This is a genomic window from Dermacoccus sp. MPR-E5 (assembly GCF_058809565.1).
On sequence record NZ_JBXASS010000020.1, the window covers coordinates 13,478 to 39,152 of the forward strand.

Sequence of the window (25,675 nt, forward strand, 5' to 3'; positions counted from 1 at the left end):
GACCGAGCCCCCGAGCAACACGGCGCCGTCGTTGACGAACGGGGCGACCGGGCCTCGCGACGCAGGTCGCCGGCATACGACGGGGCGCCCCCACATGGTGGTGGGAGCGCCCCGTCGGCGTCGGCGCGCGTCACTCCACGGTGACGCTCTTGGCCAGGTTGCGCGGCTGGTCGACGTCGAGGCCCTTGGCCGTCGACAGTTCGAGGGAGAACACCTGCAGCGGCACGATGGCGAGCAGCGGTGCGAGCAGCGGAGCCGACTTCGGGATGCGGATGACCTCGTCCGCGAACGGCACGACGGCTTCGTCGCCCTCCTCCGCGATGACGAGCGTACGTGCGCCGCGCGCACGGATCTCCTGGATGTTGGAGACGACCTTGCCGTGCAGACCGTGCGGCGTGTCGGGTCCGGGCACCACGATGAACACCGGCTGCCCGGCGTCGATCAGCGCGATCGGGCCGTGCTTGAGCTCACCGGCGGCGAAGCCCTCGGCGTGGATGTAGGCGAGCTCCTTGAGCTTGAGCGCACCCTCCATCGCGATCGGGTAGCCGACGTTGCGGCCGAGGAACAGCACCGAGCGGGTGTCGGCCATGAAGCGGGCGATCTCGCGGGTGCGCTCGAGGTGGCCGAGCACCTCCTCGATCTTGGCCGGCATCTCCTGCAGCTCACCCATGACCTTGGCCGCGTCGTCGGCGTACGTGCCGCCGCGCAGCTGCGCGAGGTAGAGGCCGAGGATGTAGCAGGCCGTGATCTGCGCGAGGAACGCCTTCGTCGAGGCGACCGCGATCTCCGGGCCGGCGTGCGTGTAGAGCACGGCGTCGGACTCGCGCGGAATCGTCGCGCCGTGCGTGTTGCAGATCGACAGCGTGCGGGCGCCGAGCTCCTTGGCGTGCTTGACGGCCATGAGCGTGTCCATCGTCTCGCCCGACTGCGAGATCGACACGACCAGCGTGCGCTCGGAGACGATCGGGTCGCAGTAGCGGAACTCGTGCGCGAGCGACACCTCGACCGGGATGCGCGTCCAGTGCTCGATCGCGTACTTGGCGACCATGCCCGCGTACGCGGCCGTGCCACACGCGACGATCGTGATGCGGTCGATGGCCTTGAGGTCCTCTTCGGAGATGCGGATCTCGTCGAGCGTCAGGCGCCCCGCCTCGTCCGTACGGCCGAGCAGCGTGTCGCGCACCGCGTCCGGCTGGTCGAAGATCTCCTTCTCCATGAACGTGTCGTAGCCGCCCTTCTCGGCGGACGCCGCGTCCCAGTCGACGTGGAACGTCTTGCCCTGCGCCGCGGAACCGTCGAAGTTGCACACCTCGACGGCCTCGGGGGTGATGACGACGACCTGGTCCTGGTCGACCTCCATTGCCTCCTTGGTGTACCCGATGAAGGCGGCGACGTCGGAGCCGAGGAAGTTCTCGCCCTCACCGAGCCCGATGACGAGCGGCGAGTTGCGGCGCGCCGCGACGACCTGGTTCGGGCTGTCGGCGTGCACGGCGAGGAGCGTGAACGCGCCCTCGAGACGGTTGACGACCTCGAGCATCGCGGCCTTCAGATCGCCCGCGTACGCCTTCGCGAGAAGGTGCGCGACGACCTCGGTGTCCGTCTCGGACGCGAACTCGACGCCGTCCTCGAGCAGCTGCGCGCGCAGCGGGTGGAAGTTCTCGATGATGCCGTTGTGGATGAGCGCCAGCTTGCCGTCCGTGCCGCCACGGTGCGGGTGGGCGTTCGCGTCCGTCGGGCCACCGTGCGTCGCCCAGCGCGTGTGACCGATGCCGGTCGCACTCGCGGGAAGCGGGTGGTTCTCCAGCTCGGCGCGCAGGTTGGCCAGCTTGCCGGCCTTCTTCGCCGTCGAGACGTGATCGCCCGTCACCAGGGCGATGCCGGCCGAGTCGTAGCCGCGGTACTCGAGGCGGGCGAGGCCCTCCATCACGACGGCCTCAGCGCGCTCGTCGACCTTCGAGCCGACGTATCCAACGATTCCACACATGCGATTCAGACTACCGGCACGCGCGCGCCGCCCACGAATCCCCGAACGTTCACGAACCCGTCCCCGCACGGACTTGGCACAATGACACCGTGACCCGCGCCCACCACCCGCCGCTGCCGAGCCCCTACGTCGAACTCACCCGAGCCGACTGGGCCCGCCTGCGCGACACCCACCCCATCGACCTGACGAGCGACGACGTGCGCCGCCTCGCGGGGCTCGGCGAACGCATCGACCTCGCCGAGGTCGAGGACGTCTACCTTCCCCTTTCGCGCCTGCTCAACTTCTACGCCGCCGCGACGCAGAACCTGCACCGCACGACGACGGACTTCCTCCAGGAACGCCCCGCCAAGACGCCCTTCATCATCGGCGTCGCCGGCTCCGTCGCCGTCGGCAAGTCGACGACCGCCCGCGTCCTGCAAGAACTGCTCGCGCGCTGGCCCAACACGCCCCGCGTCGAACTCATCACCACCGACGGCTTCCTCTACCCCAACGCCGAACTCGAACGCCGCGGCATCATGGACCGCAAAGGCTTCCCCGAGAGCTACGACCGACGCGCCCTCGTCCGCTTCGTCGCCGAGGTCAAGGGCGGCAAGGCGGAAGTCGAAGCGCCCGTCTACAGCCACCTCGTCTACGACATCGTGCCGGACGAGAAGATCGTCGTGCGCCAACCCGACATCCTCATCGTCGAAGGCCTCAACGTCCTGCAACCGCCCGTCTCGACGCCCGGGCAACCCACCCGCTCGACGCTCACCGTCAGCGACTTCTTCGACTTCAGCGTCTACGTCGACGCCCGCGAAACCGACATCCGCGAGTGGTACATCAACCGGTTCCTGCGCCTACGCGAAACTGCGTTCGCCGACCCCGACTCCTACTTCCACCGCTACGCCCGACTCGACGACGACGAAGCCGTCACCCTCGCCACCCGCATCTGGGAGAGCATCAACCTGCCCAACCTCATCGACAACGTCCAACCCACCCGCGGCCGCGCCACCGCCATCCTGCGCAAGAGCAGCAACCACGCCGTCGACAGCGTCAAACTGCGGAAGCTGTGATGGCCCTCGTCGCCATCACGCAAGGTTGCCTGCGCAATGAGCGGTCGGCGAGCGGGACGTCAGAGCAACTCGCGCACCTGCACCGGCGCGTACCGATGCGGCCGTCAAGCTGATGGTCTGCGAGCAAGGCGGTCCTGCACCCCTGACGGGTCAGTGGGTGCGGGCGCGCTCGTCGGAATCGAAACGGTCGCGGACGTCGTCGCGCTCGAAGACCTCGTCGTCCTGGTCGAAGGCCCCGTGGCGGCGCTCGGCCGCGTCGAAGTCGTCATCCAGATCGTCGAGAGTGTCGAAGTCGTCGCGCGACTCCTCATCCGGGTGACGACGGCGATCCGCCGCCCACAACGCCATCCAGACGACGGCGAACAGCGCCGCCACCGCGAGACCCGCGAGCAAGCCACCCCCCGCGCCGAACAGGAACTGCGAGCCGACGCCCGTGCGCTTGCTCTCCCCGAACTCCGGCGCCGCACCCGACGACGCCTTCCCGGCACTGACCGCGGCGAAGACCGTCGCGACGAACGCGACAACCCAGTACGCGATCCCGAAGAGCTTGTTCTGGACGAGACGCACGGTCGAGCCTTCCTCACGATCGGTGACCCGCCACCTCCCCGCGGCGGATCGTCGAAGCACACGCTACCCAGTCACGAGCCCACTGCGCGCGCGCCACACCGACACCGCCGCCACCGGCTCACATCGGACGCAGCGTGCACGCGGCCAGACCCCGTCAGGCCCCACGCGTCGGCGACACGATCAGCGGGACGAGCCGTCGTCAGGCCGCGTGCACCGGCGCGACGATCAGCCCACGCGCCGGCCGTCAGTTCGCGAGCACCGACGTCACGAGCGCCGCGATGGGGCTGCGTTCCGACCGCGTCAACGTCACGTGCCCGAACAGTGCGTGCCCCTTAAGCTTCTCGACGACCGCGGCGATGCCGTCATGGCGCCCCACCCGCAGGTTGTCGCGCTGCGCGACGTCATGCGTCAGCACGACGCGCGAGTTCTGGCCCATGCGCGACAGCACCGTCAGCAGCACGTTGCGCTCCAACGACTGCGCCTCGTCGACGATGACGAACGCGTCGTGCAGCGAACGCCCACGGATGTGCGTCAGTGGCAGCACCTCGAGCAGGTCGCGCGCGATGATCTCGTCGACGACCTCCTTGCTCACGACGGCGCCGAGCGTGTCGAACACCGCCTGAGCCCACGGGCCCATCTTGTCGTTCTCACTGCCCGGCAAGTATCCGAGCTCCTGGCCGCCGACGGCGTACAGCGGGCGGAAGACGATCACCTTGCGGTGCGCGCGACGCTCCATGACCGCCTCGAGGCCCGCGCACAGCGCGAGCGCGCTCTTGCCGGTGCCGGCCTTCCCGCCGAGGCTGACGATGCCGACGTCGAGGTCGCTCAACAGGTCGATGGCGATGCGCTGCTCGGCGGAGCGGCCGTACAACCCGAACAGGTCGCGGTCGCCGCGCACGATCTTCACCACGTTTCCCGGCATGACGCGCCCGAGCGCCGAACCGGACGCCTCGCCGTCGGCGCTCAGGATGACGCCGGTGTTGACGGGCAGATCCTCGAGGCCGTCGAGCGTGACGCGCCCCGTCGCGTACAGGGTGTCGATCTCACTCGCGTCGACGCTGCGTTCGACGATGCCCGTCCACCCCGAGTCGGGCACCCCGTCGGCGCGGTACTCATCGGCCGACAGCCCGGTTGCGGACGCCTTGATGCGCATCGGCAGGTCCTTGCTCACCACCGTCACGTCGTTGCCCTCGGCCGCGAAGTTGGCGGCGACCGCGAGGATGCGCGAGTCGTTGTCACCGAGTCGGAAACCCGCGGGCAGGGCGGCGGGGTCGGTGTGGTTGAGTTCGACGCGCAGCGTGCCGCCATCACCGATCGGGACGGGGTGGTCGAGGCGGCCGTGACGCACGCGCAGGTCGTCGAGCAGGCGCAGGCACTCACGCGCATAGTAGCCGAGCTCGGGGTGATGACGCTTGGCCTCGAGCTCGGTGACGACGACGACTGGGAGCACGACGTGGTGCTCGGCGAACCGGGTGAACGCGCGCGGGTCGGACAACAGCACGGACGTGTCGAGCACGTACGTCTTGACGCGCTGGGCGACGGCGGCGTTCGTCGTCGCGCCGTCATCGGTTCCGGGCCTGAGGCCCGATTCGAGCTGGGTGGTCGAGGTGAGCGCGCCCGCGGCGCCCTCCGTCGTGAGGGTGTCCGCCAGGGTCATCGTCGATTCCTCGGGTCACGGGTGCGAACGCGCCGGCCGGGCGCCCGCGAGGAGCCGTCGTGCACCCCTCGTCCTCGACGCTAACGGCGGCGCCACCGCAGGTCGGCGGACAGCCTGAGAAGCCTGCATGAACTTCACGTGAATGGCCGCCGCAGCGACGCGTCACGACCCGAAACGACGCTCGCGTTCGGCGTAGGCGCGCAGCGCGCGCAGGAAGTCGACGCGACGGAAGTCGGGCCAGAACGCTTCGCAGAAGTAGAACTCGCTGTGCGCCGACTGCCACAGCAGGAAGCCGCCGAGGCGCTGCTCCCCCGAGGTGCGGATGACGAGATCCGGGTCGGGCTGGCCCTTCGTGTAGAGGTAGTCGCCGACGCTGTCGATCGTCAGACGCTGCGCGAGCTGCGTCATGTCCTCACCGCGCTCGGCCGCGTCGAGCAGGATGGCGCGGAAAGCGTCGACGATCTCCTGACGCCCGCCGTACCCGACGGCGATGTTGACGACCATTCCGTCGCCGTCCTGCGTCGCGCTGACGGCGTTCTCCAGCCGGGTGCGCGTCGCCTCCGGCAGCAGCCCGAGGGCGCCGACGAGGTTGAACCGGCGGTTGCCGGCTGCGGAGAGTTCGTCGACGACGTCCTCGATGATGGCGAGCAGTGGCGCGAGCTCGGTCTCGCTGCGCTTGAGGTTGTCGGTCGACAGCAACCACAGCGTCACGACCTCGATGCCGAGCTCCTCGCACCACGTGAGCAACGGTTCGATGTTGTCGGCGCCCGCCTTGTGACCGTGCGCGGTGTTCGCGCCCCTCTTCTTCGCCCAGCGACGGTTTCCGTCGAGCATGAGGCCGACGTGACGCGGGAGACGCTCAGGAGGCAGGCCCTTGACGAGTTGGCGCTCGTAGGCGGTGTACAGCACGTCGCCCGGTCCGCGCATGGCTGCCTCCTCGTGGTGTGGCGCTGGGTTGACGATAGCAACGCCGGAGCAGGTGGCCTGCCCCGGCGCCGCGACGATCAGTGCTGTGCGCTGCCGATCGGGTCGTCGTCCCCGCGCGGCGCGGAGTCTGCCTCGCGTGCGCCGACGCTCTGCTCGCGCTCGGTGAACGTCATCTTGCGCAGGTGCGTGTTCATCGAACGGAACAGGAACCAGCACGCGAGCGCCAGGCCGAAGAGCACGAGGAAACCCCAGATGCCTGCGGTGACCTCGACGGATTCGTTGCCGCCCATCAGTGTTCCTTCCGTTCGACGACGTCGTCGATCACCATTGTGACAGCGCCGCTCGTCGCGAGTGCATCCGCCTGCTCGGGTGATCCGAGCCCGGCGAACAGGTCGTCCTCGTCCGGGGTGAGCGGCACCGCGCTCAGTGCGAGGTCCCATTCCTCTGTCGGCCACGCCTCGCCCTGCTCGCGCGCGTCGAGCGCGAAGAACATGCCGTCGGGGTCGATCTGCGTCGCGTGGGCGAGCAACGCGCGCGAGCGCACGTCGAACCACTCGTCGCAGCGCACCCGCGTCGTGACGCGCCCCTCGGGCCGGTCGCTGCGGCGCTCCAGCCATTCGGGGTACGGCGAATCGCGCCCGTCCTTCACGAGGGCCTCGTGGTAGGCGCTCAGCTTCGCGCGGGTGAAGGTGCGGTCGTAGTAGACCTTGAGCGGCTGCCACGGCGCACCGGCGTGCGGGTAGGCGTCCGGATCGCCCGCCGCGCGGACGGCGGCGATCGTCACGACGTGCGTCATGATGTGGTCCGGGTGCGGGTAACCGCCGTTCTCGTCGTACGTCGTGACGACGTGGGGGCGGCGCTCGCGGATGACCCGCACGAGCGCCTCGACGGTGATGTCGAGCGGCTCCAGCGCGAAGCATCCGTCGGGCAGCGGCGGCAGCGGGTCCCCCTCGGGCAGACCCGAATCGACGAAGCCCAGCCAGACGTGCTCGAAGCCGACGACCTCGCGCGCCTTCGCCATCTCCGCGCGACGCAGCGCGACGAGGTCACTCTTGACCTGCGGGTCGTCGACGAGGCGCGGGTTGAGCACGTCACCACGTTCGCCGCCGGTGCAGGTGACGACGGTGACGTCGTCCCCCTCGGCGAGGTAGCGCGCCATCGTCGCTGCGCCCTTGCTCGATTCGTCGTCGGGGTGCGCGTGCACCGCCATGAGCCGGAATCCGCCTGCCACCTGACACCTCGTATCGTGAGACCTGTTGAACTGCTCCGCAGGCGAACCCGCGAAGCACCCATTGTGACAAAGGAGAGCGAGTGCCCCTCGAACGCCCACGGGCCGAACAACGCAAGTGGTGGATCATCGGCACGCTCGGCGTGGTCCTCATGACGGCGTTCTGCATCTGGTTCGGCATCCAGTGGACGTCGAACACGGTCACCGCGAACCAACACGGCTTCAAGGTGCTCTCCGACGATCGCATCCAGGTGAGCTGGGACGTCATCCCCAGCGACAAGGACAAGCCGGTGACCTGCACGCTCATCGCGCTCAATGACCGCCGCGACGTCCTCGGTTCGAAGTCGGTCTCGCTCAAGCCGAGCCCCTACGACTCGACGACGTACACCGACGTCGTGCGCACCACGTCGCGCGCCGTCTCGGGCACCGTCAAGGAGTGTCACTACACGGGCGAGAAGGCTCAGGCCGAGTGACGTCGCGGCGTCGATGCCGCGGCACACTCTCCCGCTGACGACGCGCGCAAGAGCCGTCGACGACGTGCGTTCTCGCGCCATGGCGCTAGAATGGTGGTTTCACCTGGGCTGAGACGCGCACCGCCGCCGGCGGACACCGCAGCGTCTTGGCCTTGTTCTTTCGTGCGGGAGACCGTGCGAGACCCGAAAGCACAGCAAGGAGAAGACCGTGAGCGAGACCACCACCTCCTCCAGCTTCCTGACGCAGGACGCATACGACCGTCTCTCGGCGGAACTCGAGCACCTCAAGGGAGAGGGCCGTTCCGACATCGCGAAGCGCATCGAAGCCGCGCGCGAGGAGGGCGACCTCAAGGAGAACGGTGGCTACCACGCCGCCAAGGAGGAGCAGGGCAAGATGGAGGCCCGCATCCGCCAGCTCGAGTCGCTGCTGCGCGACGCCGTCGTCGGGGAGGCACCGAAGGACAACGGCATCGTCGACTCCGGCATGGTCGTCACCGTCGAGATGTTCGGTGACACCGAGACGTTCCTGCTCGGCAGCCGTGAGATCGCCGGGGACGCCGACATCGACGTCTACTCCGAGCAGTCGCCGCTCGGTGAGGCGATCATGGGCAAGAAGGTCGGCGAGGAGACCTCCTACGACGCCCCGAACGGCAAGACGATCGAGGTCAAGATCGTCGACGCGAAGCCGTACGCCGGCTGACGCATCGTTCGGCACGACACGAAGAGGGCAGCCCCGTGGTGGGGTTGCCCTCTTCGTGCATCCGACGCGACGCGTGCGCCGGCTCCGGTGTGCGCGGCCGGCTGGTCCGCCTCAGACGGTGCCAGTCGTCACCTGCGCCGCGACGGAGATGGCCAGCAGCGCGCTGACGCCGAGCAGCAGCCAGCCCCAGACCCATTCGGCCTGGGCCGGCCGTGGCCGACGCAGATCGGTGCGCGGGCCCCGCGCCCCGAGGTGGGCGACGACGTCGGCCGGAGGCTCGGGGCGGTCCTGGTCGAACGGGCCGCCCTGCGTGTCGGCCCACCACCGCTCCGCCCGCGTGATGCCGGCCTCGTCGCGCGCCCACGCGGCGCGCGCCGCCCGGGCGCGACGCAGCAGGTACAGCGCCGCGACGAGCGCCACGCCCGCGAGGACGAGGCGCACGACGACACCCGTCATCGCGTGGAGTCGAGTGCGTTTCGCAGGTCGGCGACGAGGTCGTCGGCCTCCTCGATGCCCACGGAGAGACGGATGAGGGCGGCCGGTACCTCGAGGTCCGTGCCGGCGACGGAGGCGTGCGTCATCTTCGCCGGGTGCTCGATGAGCGACTCCACGCCGCCGAGGCTCTCGCCGAGGGTGAAGATCTTCGTGGCATTGCAGACCTCGAGCGCGCGCTCCATGCCGCCGGCCACCTCGAAGCTCACCATGCCGCCGAAACGTTTCATCTGCTTGACGGCGACGTCGTGGCCCGGGTGCGAGGCGAGGCCCGGGTAGTAGATCTTCGTGACGTCGTCACGGCTCGCCAGGAACTCGACGATCTTCTCGGCGTTGTCGCAGTGACGCTCCATGCGCACCGACAGCGTCTTGAGACCGCGCAGCGTCAGCCAGCTGTCGAACGGACCGGAGATGGCGCCGATCGCGTTCTGGTGGAAGCCGATGCGCTCCGCGGCGTCTTCGAACTCGGGCACGCCGATGTTCTTCGCGACGACGACCGCTCCCCCGACGACGTCGGAGTGGCCGCCCGAGTACTTCGTCGTCGAGTGCACGACGATGTCGGCGCCGAGCGCGATCGGCTGCTGCAGGTAGCTCGAGGCGAACGTGTTGTCGACGACGAGCAGTGCGCCCGCCTCGTGCGCGACGGCCGCGAGCGCCGTGATGTCGGCGATGCCGAGCTTGGGGTTGGTCGGAGTCTCCACCCAGATCAGCTTGGTCTTGTCGGTGACGGCGGCGCGCACGGCGTCGACGTCGGCGATGGGTGCCGTCGAGTACTCGACGCCCCAGCTCTTCGTCACCTTGTCGACGAGGCGGTAGGTGCCGCCGTAGGCGTCGGTGGGGATGACCATGTGCTCACCCGGGCGCAGGATCGAGCGGATGACGGTGTCCGAGCCCGCGAGACCGGAGGCGAACGCGAAACCCTTGGCGCCGCCCTCGAGAGCGGCGATGCACTCCTCGAGCGCCGTGCGCGTCGGATTGGCCGAGCGGCTGTACTCGTAGCCCTCACGCAGACCGCCGACGCCGTCCTGCTTGTAGGTCGAGGTCTGGTAGATGGCCGGAACGACCGCGCCCGTGCGCGGGTCGGGCTCCTGCCCCGCGTGGATCGCGCGGGTCGTGAAACCGAGGGTCGAGAGGTCGGAGAGGTCTGCGTTCTCGTTGTCGTGCGTCATGCCGACAAGCCTAGTGCTGCGCACCGGCAACCCCGAAAGTCGTGTGAATCCGGCACCGAGGCCGCACTGCACACGGCGAATGGGGACACGACGATGGCCCCACCTCGTCGACACGGGGTGAGGCCATCGGGTTCGCTCGGGTCAGACGTCGAGCGCCCGGTCGAGTTCCTTGTAGTCGATGCCGGCCGGCGCCTTGGCGATGACGCTCTGCAGCAGGCCGAGGCGAGCGGCCTTGAGCGCCTCGTCGTCAGCCATGACGAGGACGTCGTCGAAGAACCTGTTGAGCGGCTCGGTGAGACCCGAGGCGTCCGCGAACCACTGCGTCAGCGAGTCACCCGAGTGGTCGGGCAGTGCCTCGACGAGCGGAGCCAGCGTCTTCTCGGCCTCGTCGGTGAGCACGGACACATCGAAGCCCGGCTGGGTGCCCGCAGGCACGATGCGCGTGATGCGCTGCGTCACCTGCACGAGGGCGCGGAACGCCTCGTCATCGCGCAGAGCCTCGACGTCGGCGAGCACCGCGGCCGCGCGACCGGGCGTTCCGGCGCTCGGGCTGAGGGCCGTGACGAGCGCCGCCGAGACGCCTTCGTCGCGCAGCTGCTGGCCGAAGCGGCCCTCGACGAACTCGATCGCCGAAGCGAGCGCCTCGCCCGAGACCTCGACGCCCTGCTCACGCAGTCGCGCGGCGGCAGCGTCGAGACCGTCGCTCACGCTGATGGCGGCCACGGCCGGCACACCGCGCAGGATCGACACGACGCCGAGCGCCGCGCGGCGCAGCGCGAACGGGTCGGACGAGCCGGTCGGCTTCGCGCCGATGGCGAACATCGCGGTGAGCAGATCGAACCGGTCGGCCAGCGCGAGCAGCGCGCCCGGCGTCGAGGAGGGCAGCGAGTCGCCCGCCGAGCGCGGCTTCTCCATCTCGAACAGGGCATCGGCCACAGCCGGGGCCTCCCCCGCCTTCAGGGCGTATTCGCGCGCCATCGTTCCGGCGAGGCTCGACAGTTCGACGACCATCGCCGTCGACAGGTCGAACTTCGCGAGCGCACCGGCGCGCGACAACGTTGCCTGCTCATCGCCCGTGAGTTCAACGGACGCAGCGAGTTTCGTCGACACGTCCTTGATGCGGTCCGCACGCTGCGCGAACGAACCGAGACGGTTCTCGAACGTCAGCTTGTCGATCTGCGCGCGGAAGTCGTCGAGCGGAACCTTGAGGTCGGCCTCCCAGAAGAACGCCGCGTCCTCATAGCGGGCCCGCAGCACGGACTCGTTGCCGGCGCGCACGACGTCGTCGTCGATCGAGCCGTTGGCCATCGTGACGAAGTACGGCATGAGCGTGCCGGAGGCGTCGCGCACCGGCAGGTAGCGCTGGTGCTTGCGCATGACGGTGGTAAGGATCTGCTCGGGCAGCTCGAGGTAGCGCTCCTCGAAGGTGCCGAGCACACCGTGCGGCTCCTCGACGAGGTTCGTGATCTCGTCGACGAGGCTCGCCTCGCCGTCGATGTCGATCGTGCCGCCGACGCTCTTCGCGAGCGCCAGGGCACCGTCGACGACCTGGCGGCGTCGCGCTGTCGGGTCGAGCACGAAACCGGCCGCTTCGAGCGTCGGGACGAGCTCGTCGGCAGCGGCGACGTCGACGTGCGGCTGCGCTGCGGTGCGCGCGACGTACGTCGTGCGGCCCGTGGTGAGTGAGCCCACCGTCGCGGGGACGACGTGCTTGCCCCACAGCGCGACGACCCAGCGGATCGGGCGGCTGAACGTCAGCTGCGGGTCGTTCCACTTCATGTTCTTGTCGCTGCGTAGGCCGGAGACGACGTCGGCGACGATCTCGCCGAGCACCTCGAGCACACCGCGCCCCGTCTGCGTCTGCTTGACGGCGACGTGCTCGGCACCGTCGAACTCGGCGGTGACGACGTCGTCGACGGAGACGCCCTTGCCGCGCGCGAAGCCCTCGAGGGCCTTCGTCGGCGCACCATCCTTGTAGGCGGCCGCGACCTTCGGGCCCTTGGCGAGGGTCTCGGAGTCCGGCTCGTGCGCGCTGACCCCGGGCACGGTGACGACGATGCGGCGCGGCGTGCCGACGACGGCGACGTCGCCGTGCTCGAGGCGGGTGCCGGCGAGCGCCGACGTGACAGCGTCACGCACGGCGGGAATCGTCGCGTCGAGCACGTGCGGCGGCATCTCCTCGACGCCGATCTCGAACGTGAACGTCTGCGGCGCGTCGCCGAGTTCGGCTGCGGTGGGCGCCGGTTCGGGCTTCTCGACGGGCTGGGTGACGTTGGGCGCCGACGCGGCCGCCTCCGCCAGCTCACGCACGCGTGACGTCGCCGCGTCGCCCTTGAGCAGCGGGTGACCGAGTTCGGCGCGACGCTCGCTCCACAGTGCACCGGTCTCGCGAGCGAGGCGGCGCATGAGGGAGAACGAGCGCGCACGCTCCGTCGTGGAGACGGCGCCGCGGCTGTCGAGGATGTTGAACGCGTGCGAGCTCTTGAGCACGTACGTCCACGCCGGCACCGGCAGGCGTGCGTCGATGAGGCGCTGAGCCTCGTCGGTGTACTCCTTGAAGAACGCGCGGGCCGCGTCGACGTCGGCGTCGTCGAGGTAGTAGCGCGACATCTCGTACTCGTTCTGCGCGAACACCTCGCCGTAGCTGATGCCCTCGGCGTACGCCATGTCCTTGAAGTGCGTGACGCCCTGCAGCGCCATGAGGATGCGCTCCATGCCGTACGTCAGCTCGACGGCGACAGGCTCGAGGTTCTGCCCGACGACCTGCTGGAAGTATGTGAACTGCGTGACCTCCATGCCGTCGAGCCAGACCTCCCAACCCAGGCCCCACGCGCCGATGGCGGGCTGCTGCCAGTTGTCCTCGACGAAGCGCACGTCGTGCGCGTCGAGGTCGATGCCGAGCGCCTCGAGCGAGCCGAGGTAGAGCTCCTGCGGGTTGCCCGGGTCGGGCTTGAGGATGACCTGGAACTGCGTGTGCGTCTGCAGCCGGTTCGGGTTCTCGCCGTAGCGGCTGTCATCGGGGCGCACGGAGGGCTCGACGTACGCGACGTGCCACGGCTCGGGCCCGAGCACGCGCATGACGGTGTTGGGGTTCATCGTCCCCGCACCGACCTCGGTGTTGTAGGGCTGCACGACCATGCATCCGCGGTCGGTCCAGTACTTCTGCAGCGTCAACAGGGCATCTTGCATCGTCAGCACGTCGGTCACGCGCCCCAGGTTACCGAGTGCGCACGCGCCCCGCCCATTCGTCCCGATCACGACGTCACAGCAGACGATGACGGCGCACGCGCCGCCCGGGAACGCGGGCGCTCGCCATGAGTTCCCGCGTCGTCAGCACCTTGGTCGGCGACATCCATCCACACGACGGCTTGTGGAGCGCGCAGCCACCACCCAGGCTGACGGCCGCGTGGTCGATCAGGCCGTCGGGGTTGCGCCAGACATGGACGACACCAAGGCCGTCGTCGGTGTCATGACGCGGCAGCAACCGCGTCCGCTCCCGCAGCCACGCCTCGATCGGCTCGCGCTGCATCCACTCCTCACGTGCGCCGTCCACGCCGGCCGCGGCGAGAACGGCACCGAAGCAGTTGGGCCCGCTGGCGCGCGGGAACGTCCCCGCGATCTCACGGGCGCCTGGCAGCACGGCGTCGATGTCGGCCCAGGCCCGCTGGGTGATCTCGCGATGACGACTCGCGCGCCGCCCCTCGACGACGTATGCCACGACGCGCTCGAGGTCGCGCGCGATGGCCGACGCGTCGTCACCGCTACGCCAGAGGTGACGCGTGGGTTGCGCTCGCCTCAGAGACGCCGGCAAGGCGCGCGCCGCCGCGCGATCGAGCCAGCAGATGGCTTGGTCGTCCACGCCGTACAGCAGGAACGTGTCCTTGAGCTCGAACGTCACCCGCTCGGGCTCGTCGCGCAGGCCGAGGTCGTGCGCGACGCTGCGGGGCACGACGAACGGCTGATCGACCGGCATCGTCCACGCGCGCCACTGCAGCAGCTGCTCGTGCGTCACCTCGATGCCGAGCACCTCGCGTACGGGCGCCTCGGACGGGCTCATGCAAGCCTCTTCTGCCATTCGAACATCGTGCCCTCGCGTTCGTAGCCGAGCTCGGAGTTGATCCGCAGCATGTGGGTGTTCGTCTCGTCGTTCCAGGTGCGCTGCACCTCGACGCCCGGCGCGACCTGCGGCAGCAGCAGCGACACCGCAGCCTTGACCCGGTAGCCGAGCCGGTGCCCACGGTGCGCGGCCTCGACGAGGGTGTCGTCCTGGTAGGCGATCCAAGGCGTCTCCGCGGGAACGCTGACGTGCGTGAACGCGGCCATCTGCCCGGTCGGTCGGTGCCACGCCACGGCCTCGACGACGCGTCGGCCCTGAGCGCGTGCGGTGTCGAACAGCTCGCGCACCCGCGCGGCATCCCACGTCTCCGGTTCGATCGCAACGTCACCGAGCGGGGTGTCGGTCGACATCATCGCTCCGAGACGGGCCCGCTCCTCGAGCCACTGCGACGGGAGGTCGTCGACGGCCGTCTCGACGACATACTCGTCGTCGAACGCGAGGGCAGCACGCATCTGTGCGGCGACGGCGTCGCTGACCGGCAGACGCTGAGCGTTGCGCACGCACGTCTGGGCCTGGGCGAACCCGCGGGCAGCGAGGAAGGCGCCTGCGGCGTCAGGCTGGCCGACGGGCGTCTGCGTCTCGACGAGGACCGTCGTACGTCCCTCGTCCTGCATGATCTCTTCCGCGGCTGAGAGCAGCGCCGAGCCGACACCCCGTCGTCGCGCGGGAGCCGGCACGTCGAGGTGGAGAAACGCGAGGTGGGTGTTGTCGCGGCGCGGCAGGACGAGCTCGGCGGCACCGACGACGCCAGCTGCTGTGTCCACGCCATCATCCTGTATGTCGGCTGCTCCCCCAACGGCGTCGTCGTCGCACGAGGCTTCCCCCTCGACGGCGACGAACGCATGACGCTTTTCGGATTCCTTGCCCCACATGGCGCGCAGCTCGTCGGCGGGGTAGGCGCTCGTGTGCTTGCCCCACTGCTCGTGGCCCACCGTCATGAACACCTGCGCCCAGGCGTCGAACAGCGGGTCGGACGGGCCGATCTGACGAATGCGCATGGCGACATTGCACTCAGCACCAGCTGCGTACGCAACCGGTTTTTCGGCGCGTCCGCCTGGATCGTGCGACAACCCGTTCATGCCGGCGGAGGCTCGGGCCGGAATGCCTCGACCGCCGGCGGTGTTGTCTCGGAACCCGAGGAAAGGCACCTCATGTTCACTCGAAAGCACACCCGAACGCCCGAGGCGAGCGACCTGCACGACGTCCTCGACGTGCCGATGTTCTCCGAACTGCCCGACGGCTCGGCGACCCTGTACGTCGCGATGGGCTGCTTCTGGGGCGCCGAACGCATCTTCTGGAAGATTCCGGGCGTCGTCACCACGGCCGTCGGGTACATGGGCGGCCACGCCACCGAGCCGACGTACGAGGACGTCTGTGACGGCGGCACGGGCCACACCGAGACGGTCATGGTGGCCTACGACCCGTCGCGCGTGTCCGAACGCGAGCTTCTCAAGGCGTTCTGGGAGAACCACGACCCGACGACCGCGAACCGGCAGGGCAACGACGTCGGCACGCAGTACCGCTCGGCGATCTACTGGACGACGCCGCAGCAGGAGCGCGCTGCCCGCGAGACGTCCGCGCTCTTCCAAGAGGCACTCGACGACGCGGGCCGCGGCGCCATCACGACCGAGATGCGCCCGGCCGACGAGGCGGGCCCCTTCTGGCCGGCGGAGCTGTACCACCAGCAGTACCTGTCCAAGCACCCCGGCGGCTACTGCAACCACGGCTTCAAGGGCGTCACGTGCCCCGTCGGCGTCGCCGACCTGCCCGCGCAGACGGATGTCCTCCCGCCACGCTGACGACGACATGCACGGCGGCCGCTGAGCCGGCGGCCGATCAACCGGCCACCGCGGGGCACCGGCCGTCTCAGCGCACCTGGAAGGCCCGGCTCGTTCCGGTATGGGCACTGACCTTGCCGTTCCAGCCGTTCTTCCAGTTGCCCTGCTGCACGAGGCGATACGTGCTCGCGGGCGTGCCGCGACGTATGCGCCGCTCCATGGTGCATCGCGAGTACGAGACGCCCTCGCGCGACCAGACGTACGAGGTGTCCCAGTCGTGGTCGTCGAGGACGTCGACCCACGACGAGCCGACCTGACGCTGCACCTTGACGAACGTGCCCATCGTGCGGAAGTCATTCTTCGGGTGGCCGCCGCGGAAGACCGCCCGCACGCTCGAACCAGCCGAGCGTGTGGCGTCCGGCTGAGTCAGGACGTCACCGAAGTGCTGCCCGGGTGGGGCGTCGTCGAACACGACGCCGGGGCCCTCGGCGCGTGGCCGACGTCACACTCATCACCCACCTAGACGATCGTCCAAGCTGTGTGAAGAAATCACTCACCCGAGCCTCGACGGCGAAAGACGCCGCATCAGCCACGCCGCGTGTCGCACGTCACAATCTTCGCCCACGTCTCATCTCCAGTGCCACAACTTGACGCTTTGTCGTGCGCGGCTCTAATCTCGCTGCTGGTCAAGAGATCCGATGCAAAGCCCTGGCTGGTCGGACGGCAACCCTCACACGCGTGGCGGGGTGCTCCAGGTGATGACCCGGCCGCGTCGACCACGCGGCAAGCACGCTCGGCACCCAACGTGACGGCATCCTCGTGAGCCTTCCGTTGCGCTGCCCAGGCCCCGAAAGGCATGCCCCGCACGACACCGCGCACCGCGCCCCACCCCGGCGCCCCGCCTTCACGCTGACTCCGCGCACCCGCGCCAGCCCCGCGCATTCGCATCCTTGCCGCCTCACCAGGAGAGATCATGACCGACAAGCACACCCCCGCCGACGAGACCTCGACGCCCGCCTCGTCCACGCATGACGCCACGAGCGCCGAGAACGGCGCGAGCGCCCTGCCCCCGAAACCGAAGAACAACACCGGCAAGTACGTCGCGATCGGCGCAGGCGTCCTCGTCGTCGCGCTGGCCGCCGGCATCGGGGCCAAGGTGCTCGGCGGGAGCAGTGACGACAAGCTGACCCACCTCAAGGTGGGCACGACGGAGGCGTCGGACCCGTACTGGAACCAGCTCGTCAAGGTGGGCAAGGACAAGTACGGTCTCGACCTCGAACCGGTCAACTTCTCGGACTACACCCAGGCCAACCCCGCGCTCTCCGAGGGCCAGGTCGACCTCAACCAGTTCCAGCACCTGCAGTTCCTCGCCGACTACAACACGAAGGCGAAGCAGAACCTCACGCCCATCGGCGCGACCTACATCGTTCCCCTGGCGCTGTACTCGAAGAAGCACACGAGCGTCGGCCAGTTCCCCCAGGGCGGCAAGATCGCCATCCCCAACGATCCGACGAACCAGGCACGCGCCTTGCTGCTGCTGCAGAGCGCCGGACTGCTGAAGCTCAAGGGTGGTGGCACCTCGCTGTCGACCCCGGCCGACATCGACGCCGGCGCCTCGAAGGTCACCGTCACAGCGGTCAACGCCGAGCAGACCGCCGCTGCGCTGCCGTCCGTCGACGGCGCGATCGTCAACAACAACTTCGCCGCGGATGCGAAGCTCGACCCGAGCAAGGCCCTGTTCAAGGACGACCCGCATGCGGCCTCGTCGAAGCCGTACATCAACGTCGTCGTCGCGCGCGCCGCGGACAAGGACAACGCCGACTACGCCAAGTTCGTCAAGGCCTACCACGACCCAAGCGTCGAGAAGCTCATCGAGGAGCGCACGAAGGGCACGAGCGTCCTCGTGAACAACTCCGCCTCCGACGTGCAGGGCATCCTCGCGAAGCTCGAGGCCCAGATCAAGGCGAAGGGATCGAAGTGACGGGCCCCTCCCCCACACTGACGAAGGCCGCCGCGCCGGCGAGTGACACCCCGCCCGCCGTCGCCTTCCACGATGTCGGCAAGACGTTCACCCGCGGCAAGAGCCAGGTGACGGCTCTCGACGGCATCACGACGCAGGTGGAGCGCGGACGCATCGTCGCCGTCATCGGTTTCTCCGGCGCCGGCAAGAGCACCCTCGTCCGTCTCATCAACGGCCTGGAGACGCCGACGCGCGGCCACGTGGAGATCGACGGCGTCGACCTCGCGTCGCTGTCCGCGAAGCAGGTGCGCGAGCTGCGCGGTCGCATCGGCATGGTGTTCCAGCAGTTCAACCTCATCCGCTCGCGCACGGTGTACGCCAACGTCGCCTACCCCCTCGAGGTCGCCGACTGGGACAAGGCGCGCCAGGAGGCGCGCATCACCGAGCTGCTCAGCTTCGTCGGGCTCACCGAGAAGGCGTGGGCCTACCCCGACGAGCTCTCCGGCGGGCAGAAGCAGCGCGTCGGCATCGCCCGTGCGCTCGCGACGAACCCGGAGATCCTGCTCGCCGACGAATCGACGTCCGCGCTCGACCCCGACACGACGAAGGACGTCCTCGCGCTGCTGCGCCGCGTCAACGACGAGCTCGGCGTGACGATCGTCGTCATCACCCACGAGATGGACGTCGTGCGCGAACTCGCCGACGACGTCGTCGTCCTCGAGGCCGGGCGGATCGTCGAGTCCGGGCGCACCGTCGACGTCCTCGGCGCGCCGCAGGCGGACGCGACGCGCCGCCTCGTCGACGCCACCCTGCGGAACGTGCCCGACGCACGCGAGAGCGCCCGGCTGCGCGCTGCCCACGACGGGCGCCTCGCGACGCTGACGGTTCACGACCCGCGCGAGTTCGGCCGTGTCCTGGCCCGCATGTCCGCACACGGCGTCGAACCGGAGATCGTGCACGGCGGCCTCACACCGCTCAAGGACGACACCCTGACGACGTTGACGCTCGCCCTGCGCGGCGACGACGCCGCCGTCACCACCGTGCTCGACGAACTGCGTCTCGCCGCCGACGTCGAGGAGGTCGCCGCATGATGCCCGCAACCGATTGGGAGGCGCTGCGCCCCACGATCGTCACCGCGGTGGGCGAGACGCTGCTCATGGTCGGCGCGACGATCATCATGGGCGGCCTGCTCGGCCTCGCCCTCGGCGTGCTGCTCAACACCACACGACGCGGCGGCATCCTCGAGAACCGAGTTCTGCACACGGTGCTCAACGTTCTCGTCAACATCATCCGACCGATCCCGTTCATCATCTTCGCCGCCGCTCTCGGGCCGTTGACGCTCGCCGTCACGGGCTCGACGATCGGTGCGAAGTCGATGATCTTCCCGCTGACGATCGCCTCGACCTTCGGCATCAGCCGCATCGTCGAGCAGAACCTCGTGAGCGTCGACCCCGGCGTCATCGAGGCGGCGCAAGCGATGGGGGCGAGTCCGTGGCGCATCATCCGCACCGTGCTCATCCCCGAGGCGCTGGCGCCGCTGATCCTCGGCTACACGTTCGCGCTCGTCGCGGTCATCGACATGACGGCCGTCGTCGGCGCCATGGGCGGCGGCGGCATCGGTGACTTCGCCCTGTCCTACGGTTACCGCCGCTACGACTGGGCCGTGACGTGGGCCGCCGTCGTCGTCATCATCGTCTTCGTTCAGATCGCCCAGTTCATCGGCAACGCTCTGGCCCGCAAGGCGCTGCGTCACTGAGACACCCTCCGCGCCGCTCGGCGCGAGCATGACGAAGGGCCGCGAGAATCCGAAGAGGATGATCGCGGCCCTTCGCCGTCAGGACGCGTCAGACCAGCGTCCGTCAGACCAACCGTACGTCAGCGAGCGCCGACGGTGGCGACCTTCTGCAGGCTCGAGCGCAGGTCGGCCTGCATGCCCTCACGCTGCTGGACGTGGTGGTGCTTCTTCTTCGTGCTGGACGCGCTGTCCGTCACCTCGTTGGCGGGGCCGGGCTCCGGCTGGGGCACGGGGTCGCACTCGACGTCGGCGTGGCCCGGTCCACCCGTCCGCGCGGGCATCGCGCCGGTGAGGAGGTAGGCGGAGATCTTGTCGTCCGTGCAGGCGATGCCATTGAGCGAACCGGAGTGCGTCGTTCCACCGACGCCCTCGATGAGAGCGCTCTTCGGGAAGCGCTTGCGCACCTCGAGCGCGCCCGGGAACGGCGTCGCACCGTCGTGGGTTTCGGCGATGAGCAGCACCGGCCCGACCTTCGAACCGTCGATCTTCATGGCCTGCGCGTTCGTCGCCTTGACCGGCCAGCTCGTGCACGGGAGGTTGAACATGGCGTTCGCCCACGTCTCGAAGGGCGCCTTCTTGTCGACCTTCGAGTTGTCCGAGAGCCACTTGCTCCACACGTTCGACCACTTGACGTCGGTGCACTGCGTGCCGAGGTAGACCGCGTAGCTGTTGTCCGAGCCCGGCCCGGAGCCGTTGGCGTCGTCGTACAGCGCGGTCGTCGGGCCGAAGTCACCCTTCTGCAGCGCAGCGGCCAGGGCGGCGCCGTCGTCCTCCCAGCCGAAGACGTAGTAACCGGCGTTGAGGTAGGCGTCGGTCCACTCGTCAGGCCCGATCTTGCCGTTTGCGGGCTTCTTCGCGAGCTTGTCGCGCATCGAATACCACTGCTTCTTGATGGCCTTGCCGCTCGTGCCGAGGTGGTACGTCGCGTCGTTGCCCGCGACCCAGTCGAAAAAGACGTCCATGTTCTTGTCGAACGCGATGTCCTGGTTGAGGTTCGCGTCGTACCAGACGTCGCGCGGGTCGACGACACCGTCCATGACCATGCGACGCGTCTGCTTCGGGAACATCGTGGCGTAGACCTGGCCGAGGTACGTGCCGTAGCTGAAGCCGTAGAAGTTGATCTGCTTCTCACCGAGCGCCTTGCGGATCGAGTCCATGTCGCGCACGTTGTCGATCGTCTTCATGTGCGGCATGAGCTTCGCACCGGCAGCCTTGGAGCACGACGCGGAGTAGGCGGCCGACTTCTTCAGCCAGGCCTGCGACGTGCCGGCCTTCGTCACCCGGTAGTCAGGGCGGTTGTAGCCGAAGTAGTTGCCGTCGCAGGCCAGGGTCGGGACGCTGGAGCCCACGCCGCGCGGGTCGAAGCCGATCCAGTCGTACGGGTCGCCGCCCTTGTTGGGCACGGCGCCGCCGAGGCGCGACAGCGTCAGACCGGAGCCGCCCGGGCCACCTGGGTTGACGAGCATGATGCCCTGCTTCTTGGCGTCGCTCGTCTTGTGCTTGATGCGGGAGACGGCGATCTTGATCTTCTCGCCCTTGGGCTTGGCGTAGTCGAGGGGCACCTCGACGAAGCCGCACTGGGCGCCGGCCTTGCTCAGGCGCGCGTTCGCGCAGGTACCCCAGGTGACCGGCGGCGGGGTGTAGGACGAGGAGGCGTCCGCAGTGGGCGTCGCGCCCTGAGCGGGAACGGAACTCGCCGCCGTGACGGGGGCCGACAGCCCGACGCCCAGCAGGCTGAACGCAGCGCCCACGGCGCCGATGGTCTTCTTCATGCGTACTCCCTGGATGGCCTGGTGAACCGCGCGTCCACGAGCGTGTGGCGCCGTGTTCGATCATGCCCCTTGGAATGCGCTGTGTGTCTCCCCTGTGTAACCTTTGTGTAAAGTTCGTCACACTGGGCATGTCGCTCGACAAGTGTGATCAACCCTGAGGGCGCACGAACGGAAACGCGAGCGTCGCACGGATCGGCGCACCGAGCATCATCATGATGGAGCGGTCGACGCCGATGCCGAGCCCACCCGTCGGCGGCATCGCATACTCGAGAGAGCTGAGGAACGCCTCGTCGAGCGACATCGCCTCGACGTCACCGGCCGCGGCCTTGAGGGACTGCTCCGTCAGGCGCTTTCGCTGTTCGATCGGGTCGACGAGCTCCGAGTAGGCGGTGCCGATCTCGGCGCCGAACGCGACGAGGTCCCAGCGCTCCGACAGCCTGGGGTCGCCGCGATGCGCGCGGGCGAGCGGTGACGTCTCGACGGGAAAGTCGATGTAGAACGTCGGGAACATGGTCTGGCCCTCGACGAGTTCGTCGTACAGCTCGACGACGAGTTCACCCGCACTCTTCTCGCGCGGCGCGTCGACGCCGTGCGCCGCGCAGACCGCAGCCACCTCGTCCCGCGACGACGCCGACGTCAGCGTCACCCCGCAGGCCCTGGAGACCGCTTCGTGCACCGGGATCGTCGGCCACTGTCCCGACAGGTCGACACGCTCGATCGTGCCGTCGGGGCGGGGGCGTTCGGCGAACTCCCCACCGTTGACGGCCCGCGCGACCGCGAGGAGCACCTCGCGCGTCAGGTCGCGCATCGTCAGGTAGTCGCCGTAGGCGTCGTAGGCCTCGATCGAGGTGAACTCGGGGTTGTGGGTCGCGTCTGCGCCCTCGTTGCGGAAGTTGCGGTTCAGCTCGAACACCTTCTGCATGCCGCCGATGGCGAGCCGCTTGAGGTACAGCTCGGGAGCGATGCGCATGAACAGCTCCATGCCGTAAGCATTGATGTGAGTCTTGAACGGGCGCGCGGACGCCCCACCGTGCACCGCCTGCAGCATCGGCGTCTCCACCTCGGTATACCCGAGTGCGTCGAACGCGTCACGGAACGTCCGCACACCGCGTGATCGGCGCAGCAGCATGTCCATCGAATCACGGTTGACGATGAGATCGAGCGAGCGGTTGCGGATGCGCGCGTCCGGGTCGCGGAACGGTGAGTGCAGGTCGGGGATCGGGCTCAGGCACTTCGCCGCCATCTGCCAGTCGCTGACGTGCACGGACAGCTCTGCGTGCTTCGACGTGACGATCTCGCCCGTCACCGAGACGATGTCCCCGAGGTCGATCCAGTGTCGCCAGTGCTCGTACTTCTCGGCCGGGGTGACGTCGCGCGTCGCCATCGCTTGGAGGCGGGCGCCGTCCTCGTCGAGCACGACGAAGCTGACGCCACCGAAGTCACGCAGGGCCCGCACCCGCCCCGTGACGGAGACGCGCTCGCCCGTGCGGTGATCGGCGGGAAGCCGGCCGTGCGCCGTGACGACGTCCTCGATGCGCGCGGTGCGCGGCACTGAAACGGGGTAGCCCTCGACGCCGCCGGCCTCCATGCGGGCGAGCTTCTCGCGGCGCACGCGCTGCTGTTCGCTGCGGCGCGGCTCGGGCATCCGCGGGGTGAGTGCGTCCGCCTCGAGGGCCTGGACTCGCTCGACGAAGACGGCTTCGGGGCGCGGCGGCTGATGGTCGGCCGGCTTGGGCCCGACGAGCAATCGCGGCCCGATGAGGGGGACGAAACCCTCGGCCACACCCATCGCGAAACCGGCACGCGGGACGGTGAGCTCGGCGTCGTAGCAGAGGAAGCGCGGCACCCATTCGGGGTGGTACTTGTCGTTCGAGCGGTAGAGCGTCTCCAGTTGCCAGAACTTCGACGCGATCGAGAGCGCCTTGTCCGTGACGCGGGTGATGGGGCCGGCGCCCACCTCGTCCGCATCGGCGAAGACGTTGCGGAAGACTGCGAAGTTCAACGAGATGCGCCGGATGCCCAGTGCGGGTGCCGCTTCGGCGAGGTGCGTGACCATGAACTCGTTGAGGCCGTTCTCGGCCTGACGGTCGCGGCGCATCAGGTCGAGCGACAGCCCGCGCGAGCCCCACGGGACGAAGGACAGGAACCCCCGCACGGCGCCACGGGCGTCGTGGGCGGTGATGACGACGCAGCGCCCGTCCGCGCGGTCACCAAGCCGGTTGAGGGCCATCGAGAATCCGCGCTCGGTCTCGTTGCCGCGCCACTCGTCGGCGAGCCGCGAGAGTTCGGCCAGTTCGTCGTCGCCCAGTTCGTCGTGGCGGCGTACCTGGGTCGTGTAGCCGCAGCGTTCGACGCGGGTGACGGCCTGGCGGACGGGACGCATCGAGCGCCCGCGCAAGGAGAAGGTGTCGGTGTCGATGATGGCCTCGTCACCGAGCGACCACGCCTTGAGCCCCGCCTCGATGTAGGCGCGCGCTCCCCTCGTGCTGGCGGAGAGGACGGCGGGGTACAGCCCGTGCTCGCGGCACTGGCCGAGCCACACGGCGATGGCGTCGTCCCAGGACTCAGCTCGCCCGATGGGGTCGGCGGACGCGACGCTGACGCTCCCCTCGTTGCGGAACGTGACGGCGGCGCGGCCGTCGGGGGCGAAGACGACGGCCTTGTCCCGACGCGTGGCGAAATACCCCAGGGAGTCGTCCTCGCCGTGCTCGAGCAGGAGACGGCGGATGCGCAGTTCCTCGTCGGCGTCGATCAGCCCGGAGCCGCGGCCCGAACGCCAGAGGACGAGCAGCGAGAAGATGAGGACGAGGGTCGACACCGTGCTCGCGACGACGAAGGTCCATTCGTACCCCTGGTGCCCTCCGAAACCCGGGCTGGCCGGCGGCGTCCTGACGCCGAACGTGCTGCGGACCGACCAGACGAACTTCTGCCCGAGGGTGTCGAGATCACGCGGGAACGACAGGGTGAGCAAGAACGCGACGACGAACGACAGGAACAGACCTCCGATGAGGCTGATGAGTGCCGCCGCCTTCGAGCCGGAACTGAACCGCGCTCGGAACGCGGAGCGTGCGAGGAGCACGACGACGAACGACGTGACACTCAGAGCCAGGATGGCTGCGGACACACCCGGCGACGTCTGGAACTGCGCCCAGTCGCGATAGACGCCACGCACGTGGAGACGGTTGATCATCTGGGTGACCTGGTGCGCGAACACGAGACGGGCGAGCGAGTCCAGCACCGAAAGCCCCATGACGACGGCGAGGACGGTGTGCGCCGGACGGAAACGACGGCGGATACCGCCTGCGAGGACGAGAGCCATGCAGGCGGCGAACAGGGAGGGCTCACTCGGGATGTTGACCCAGCCAAGGACGTCCATGACGACGCGCAGGATCACGCTGCGGTGGAAGAACACTCCGGCGAGAGAGACGAACGCCGCCAGCACGAGCAGTCGGCCGGCCCAGGTTGCGACCTGTCCCGCCACCCATGATCCCGCCAACGATTGCACGCCTCGACCGACGACGTGAGGCGCTCGTTCTTGTTCCCCGTCTCCACCACGGCACGACACTAGCCCCGGGACGTGAGGAAACACTGGAGATCCCCCGATGTTCCAATGAATCCCTGATGTGGCCGTGGAGTGCGCCCGGGCGACGATTCACGGTGGACGCCATGGTTTGTAGCCACGGCTTTGTGGTGGACGTAGAAATGCGTGATGGTCTTGAACTACTCAAACCCCAGTCTTTCGGGGGAGCTGTTCAAGACCATCACGTCTTAGAAGAAGTCCGGCGGTGTCCTACTCTCCCACACCCTACCGAGTGCAGTACCATCGGCGCTGAAGGGCTTAGCTTCCGGGTTCGGAATGTGACCGGGCGTTTCCCACTTCGCTATAACCACCGTAACACTATGAAACATATCAACCCATCATGGCGGGTGTATTGTTTCAGAATTACACAGGGACGCGAGCACTAGCACAACAATACTGAGTGTGATAATAAGTTATCGGTTCA

21 protein-coding genes, 1 rRNA gene and 1 riboswitch are annotated in these 25,675 nt (G+C 68.8%); of the genes, 7 read left to right on the forward strand and 15 right to left on the reverse strand.

The features are described from left to right. Positions 1 to 130: 130 nt before the first annotated feature. Positions 131 to 1,984, reverse strand: coding sequence for a glutamine--fructose-6-phosphate transaminase (isomerizing) (gene glmS / locus AC1RS9_RS12995; RefSeq protein WP_038569134.1), 1,854 nt, complete (start codon positions 1,982 to 1,984; stop codon positions 131 to 133). 89 nt (positions 1,985 to 2,073) lie between these two features. Here glmS and coaA point away from each other — a divergent pair, with 89 nt between their 5' ends. Further along, positions 2,074 to 3,036, forward strand: a complete 963-nt coding sequence (coaA, locus tag AC1RS9_RS13000) for a type I pantothenate kinase (RefSeq protein ID WP_131941505.1) — start codon at positions 2,074 to 2,076, stop codon at positions 3,034 to 3,036. A 150-nt stretch (positions 3,037 to 3,186) separates the two neighbouring features. Here the strand turns inward: coaA and AC1RS9_RS13005 are convergent, their stop codons facing one another. From AC1RS9_RS13005 to mca, 5 genes are all read right to left on the reverse strand, one after another. Continuing rightward, positions 3,187 to 3,603: a hypothetical protein gene (locus tag AC1RS9_RS13005; RefSeq protein ID WP_115297327.1), complete on the reverse strand. Its 417-nt coding sequence runs from the start codon at positions 3,601 to 3,603 to the stop codon at positions 3,187 to 3,189. A gap of 244 nt (positions 3,604 to 3,847) precedes the next feature. After that, complete coding sequence (gene phoH2, locus AC1RS9_RS13010) at positions 3,848 to 5,260, reverse strand: RNA 5'-3' helicase PhoH2 (protein ID WP_006944060.1); 1,413 nt, start codon at positions 5,258 to 5,260, stop codon at positions 3,848 to 3,850. A 162-nt stretch (positions 5,261 to 5,422) separates the two neighbouring features. Continuing rightward, positions 5,423 to 6,187: an isoprenyl transferase gene (locus AC1RS9_RS13015; RefSeq protein ID WP_006944141.1), complete on the reverse strand. Its 765-nt coding sequence runs from the start codon at positions 6,185 to 6,187 to the stop codon at positions 5,423 to 5,425. Positions 6,188 to 6,264: 77 nt separating this feature from the next. After that, the gene (locus AC1RS9_RS13020; protein WP_006944099.1) at positions 6,265 to 6,477 is read right to left on the reverse strand and encodes a hypothetical protein; all 213 of its coding nucleotides are present in this window, start codon (positions 6,475 to 6,477) and stop codon (positions 6,265 to 6,267) included. Continuing rightward, on the reverse strand, positions 6,477 to 7,418 hold the full coding sequence (gene mca, locus AC1RS9_RS13025) for a mycothiol conjugate amidase Mca (protein ID WP_051806090.1): 942 nt from the start codon (positions 7,416 to 7,418) through the stop codon (positions 6,477 to 6,479). The genes AC1RS9_RS13020 and mca overlap by 1 nt, the downstream gene beginning before the upstream one ends. A gap of 80 nt (positions 7,419 to 7,498) precedes the next feature. Between mca and AC1RS9_RS13030 the strand changes: the two genes are divergently transcribed. After that, positions 7,499 to 7,888 carry a DUF4307 domain-containing protein gene (locus AC1RS9_RS13030; RefSeq protein WP_006944133.1) on the forward strand — a complete coding sequence of 130 codons (390 nt, stop codon included), beginning with the start codon at positions 7,499 to 7,501 and terminating at the stop codon, positions 7,886 to 7,888. 208 nt (positions 7,889 to 8,096) lie between these two features. Next, positions 8,097 to 8,588, forward strand: a complete 492-nt coding sequence (gene greA, locus AC1RS9_RS13035; RefSeq protein WP_006944071.1) for a transcription elongation factor GreA — start codon at positions 8,097 to 8,099, stop codon at positions 8,586 to 8,588. Between the two features lie 111 nt (positions 8,589 to 8,699). Here greA and AC1RS9_RS13040 read toward each other — a convergent pair whose 3' ends face one another. The 5 genes from AC1RS9_RS13040 to AC1RS9_RS13060 form a co-directional block, all read right to left on the reverse strand. Continuing rightward, positions 8,700 to 9,044 carry a hypothetical protein gene (locus tag AC1RS9_RS13040; protein WP_038569143.1) on the reverse strand — a complete coding sequence of 115 codons (345 nt, stop codon included), beginning with the start codon at positions 9,042 to 9,044 and terminating at the stop codon, positions 8,700 to 8,702. After that, the gene (locus tag AC1RS9_RS13045; RefSeq protein ID WP_062257859.1) at positions 9,041 to 10,249 is read right to left on the reverse strand and encodes a cystathionine gamma-synthase; all 1,209 of its coding nucleotides are present in this window, start codon (positions 10,247 to 10,249) and stop codon (positions 9,041 to 9,043) included. The genes AC1RS9_RS13040 and AC1RS9_RS13045 overlap by 4 nt, the downstream gene beginning before the upstream one ends. A 141-nt stretch (positions 10,250 to 10,390) precedes the next feature. Further along, positions 10,391 to 13,438, reverse strand: coding sequence for a glycine--tRNA ligase (locus tag AC1RS9_RS13050; RefSeq protein WP_492921800.1), 3,048 nt, complete (start codon positions 13,436 to 13,438; stop codon positions 10,391 to 10,393). Positions 13,439 to 13,511: 73 nt separating this feature from the next. Next, complete coding sequence (locus AC1RS9_RS13055; protein WP_115297330.1) at positions 13,512 to 14,306, reverse strand: hypothetical protein; 795 nt, start codon at positions 14,304 to 14,306, stop codon at positions 13,512 to 13,514. Beyond that, entirely contained in the window at positions 14,303 to 15,364 is a 1,062-nt protein-coding gene (locus tag AC1RS9_RS13060) for a GNAT family N-acetyltransferase (RefSeq protein WP_492921792.1), read from the reverse strand. The genes AC1RS9_RS13055 and AC1RS9_RS13060 overlap by 4 nt, the downstream gene beginning before the upstream one ends. Before the next feature lie 153 nt (positions 15,365 to 15,517). Between AC1RS9_RS13060 and msrA the strand changes: the two genes are divergently transcribed. Beyond that, a complete protein-coding gene (gene msrA / locus AC1RS9_RS13065; RefSeq protein ID WP_115297332.1) occupies positions 15,518 to 16,165 on the forward strand; it encodes a peptide-methionine (S)-S-oxide reductase MsrA in 648 nt (215 codons plus the stop codon). Positions 16,166 to 16,232: 67 nt separating this feature from the next. Here msrA and AC1RS9_RS13070 read toward each other — a convergent pair whose 3' ends face one another. Further along, positions 16,233 to 16,616, reverse strand: coding sequence for a neutral/alkaline non-lysosomal ceramidase C-terminal domain-containing protein (locus tag AC1RS9_RS13070; RefSeq protein WP_492921795.1), 384 nt, complete (start codon positions 16,614 to 16,616; stop codon positions 16,233 to 16,235). A gap of 212 nt (positions 16,617 to 16,828) precedes the next feature. After that, positions 16,829 to 16,940: riboswitch (SAM riboswitch) on the forward strand. Positions 16,941 to 17,117: 177 nt separating this feature from the next. Here AC1RS9_RS13070 and AC1RS9_RS13075 point away from each other — a divergent pair. Genes AC1RS9_RS13075 through AC1RS9_RS13085 form a run of 3 tightly spaced genes read left to right on the forward strand, consistent with a single transcriptional unit; the run spans position 17,118 to position 19,860 of the window. Then, entirely contained in the window at positions 17,118 to 18,125 is a 1,008-nt protein-coding gene (locus AC1RS9_RS13075; RefSeq protein WP_288756479.1) for a MetQ/NlpA family ABC transporter substrate-binding protein, read from the forward strand. Further along, positions 18,122 to 19,195, forward strand: a complete 1,074-nt coding sequence (locus AC1RS9_RS13080) for a methionine ABC transporter ATP-binding protein (protein WP_288756478.1) — start codon at positions 18,122 to 18,124, stop codon at positions 19,193 to 19,195. Before AC1RS9_RS13075 ends, AC1RS9_RS13080 begins: the two co-directional genes overlap by 4 nt. Continuing rightward, on the forward strand, positions 19,192 to 19,860 hold the full coding sequence (locus AC1RS9_RS13085) for a methionine ABC transporter permease (RefSeq protein WP_006944079.1): 669 nt from the start codon (positions 19,192 to 19,194) through the stop codon (positions 19,858 to 19,860). The genes AC1RS9_RS13080 and AC1RS9_RS13085 overlap by 4 nt, the downstream gene beginning before the upstream one ends. Positions 19,861 to 19,979: 119 nt before the next feature. On the opposite strand, the gene AC1RS9_RS13090 is transcribed toward AC1RS9_RS13085, so the two are convergent. From AC1RS9_RS13090 to rrf, 3 genes are all read right to left on the reverse strand, one after another. Then, positions 19,980 to 21,671: an alpha/beta fold hydrolase gene (locus AC1RS9_RS13090; protein ID WP_144694885.1), complete on the reverse strand. Its 1,692-nt coding sequence runs from the start codon at positions 21,669 to 21,671 to the stop codon at positions 19,980 to 19,982. 148 nt (positions 21,672 to 21,819) lie between these two features. After that, positions 21,820 to 25,152, reverse strand: a complete 3,333-nt coding sequence (lysX, locus tag AC1RS9_RS13095; RefSeq protein WP_492921798.1) for a bifunctional lysylphosphatidylglycerol synthetase/lysine--tRNA ligase LysX — start codon at positions 25,150 to 25,152, stop codon at positions 21,820 to 21,822. A gap of 296 nt (positions 25,153 to 25,448) precedes the next feature. Then, a 5S ribosomal RNA gene (rrf, locus tag AC1RS9_RS13100) occupies positions 25,449 to 25,566 on the reverse strand. Between the last annotated feature and the right edge of the window lie 109 nt (positions 25,567 to 25,675).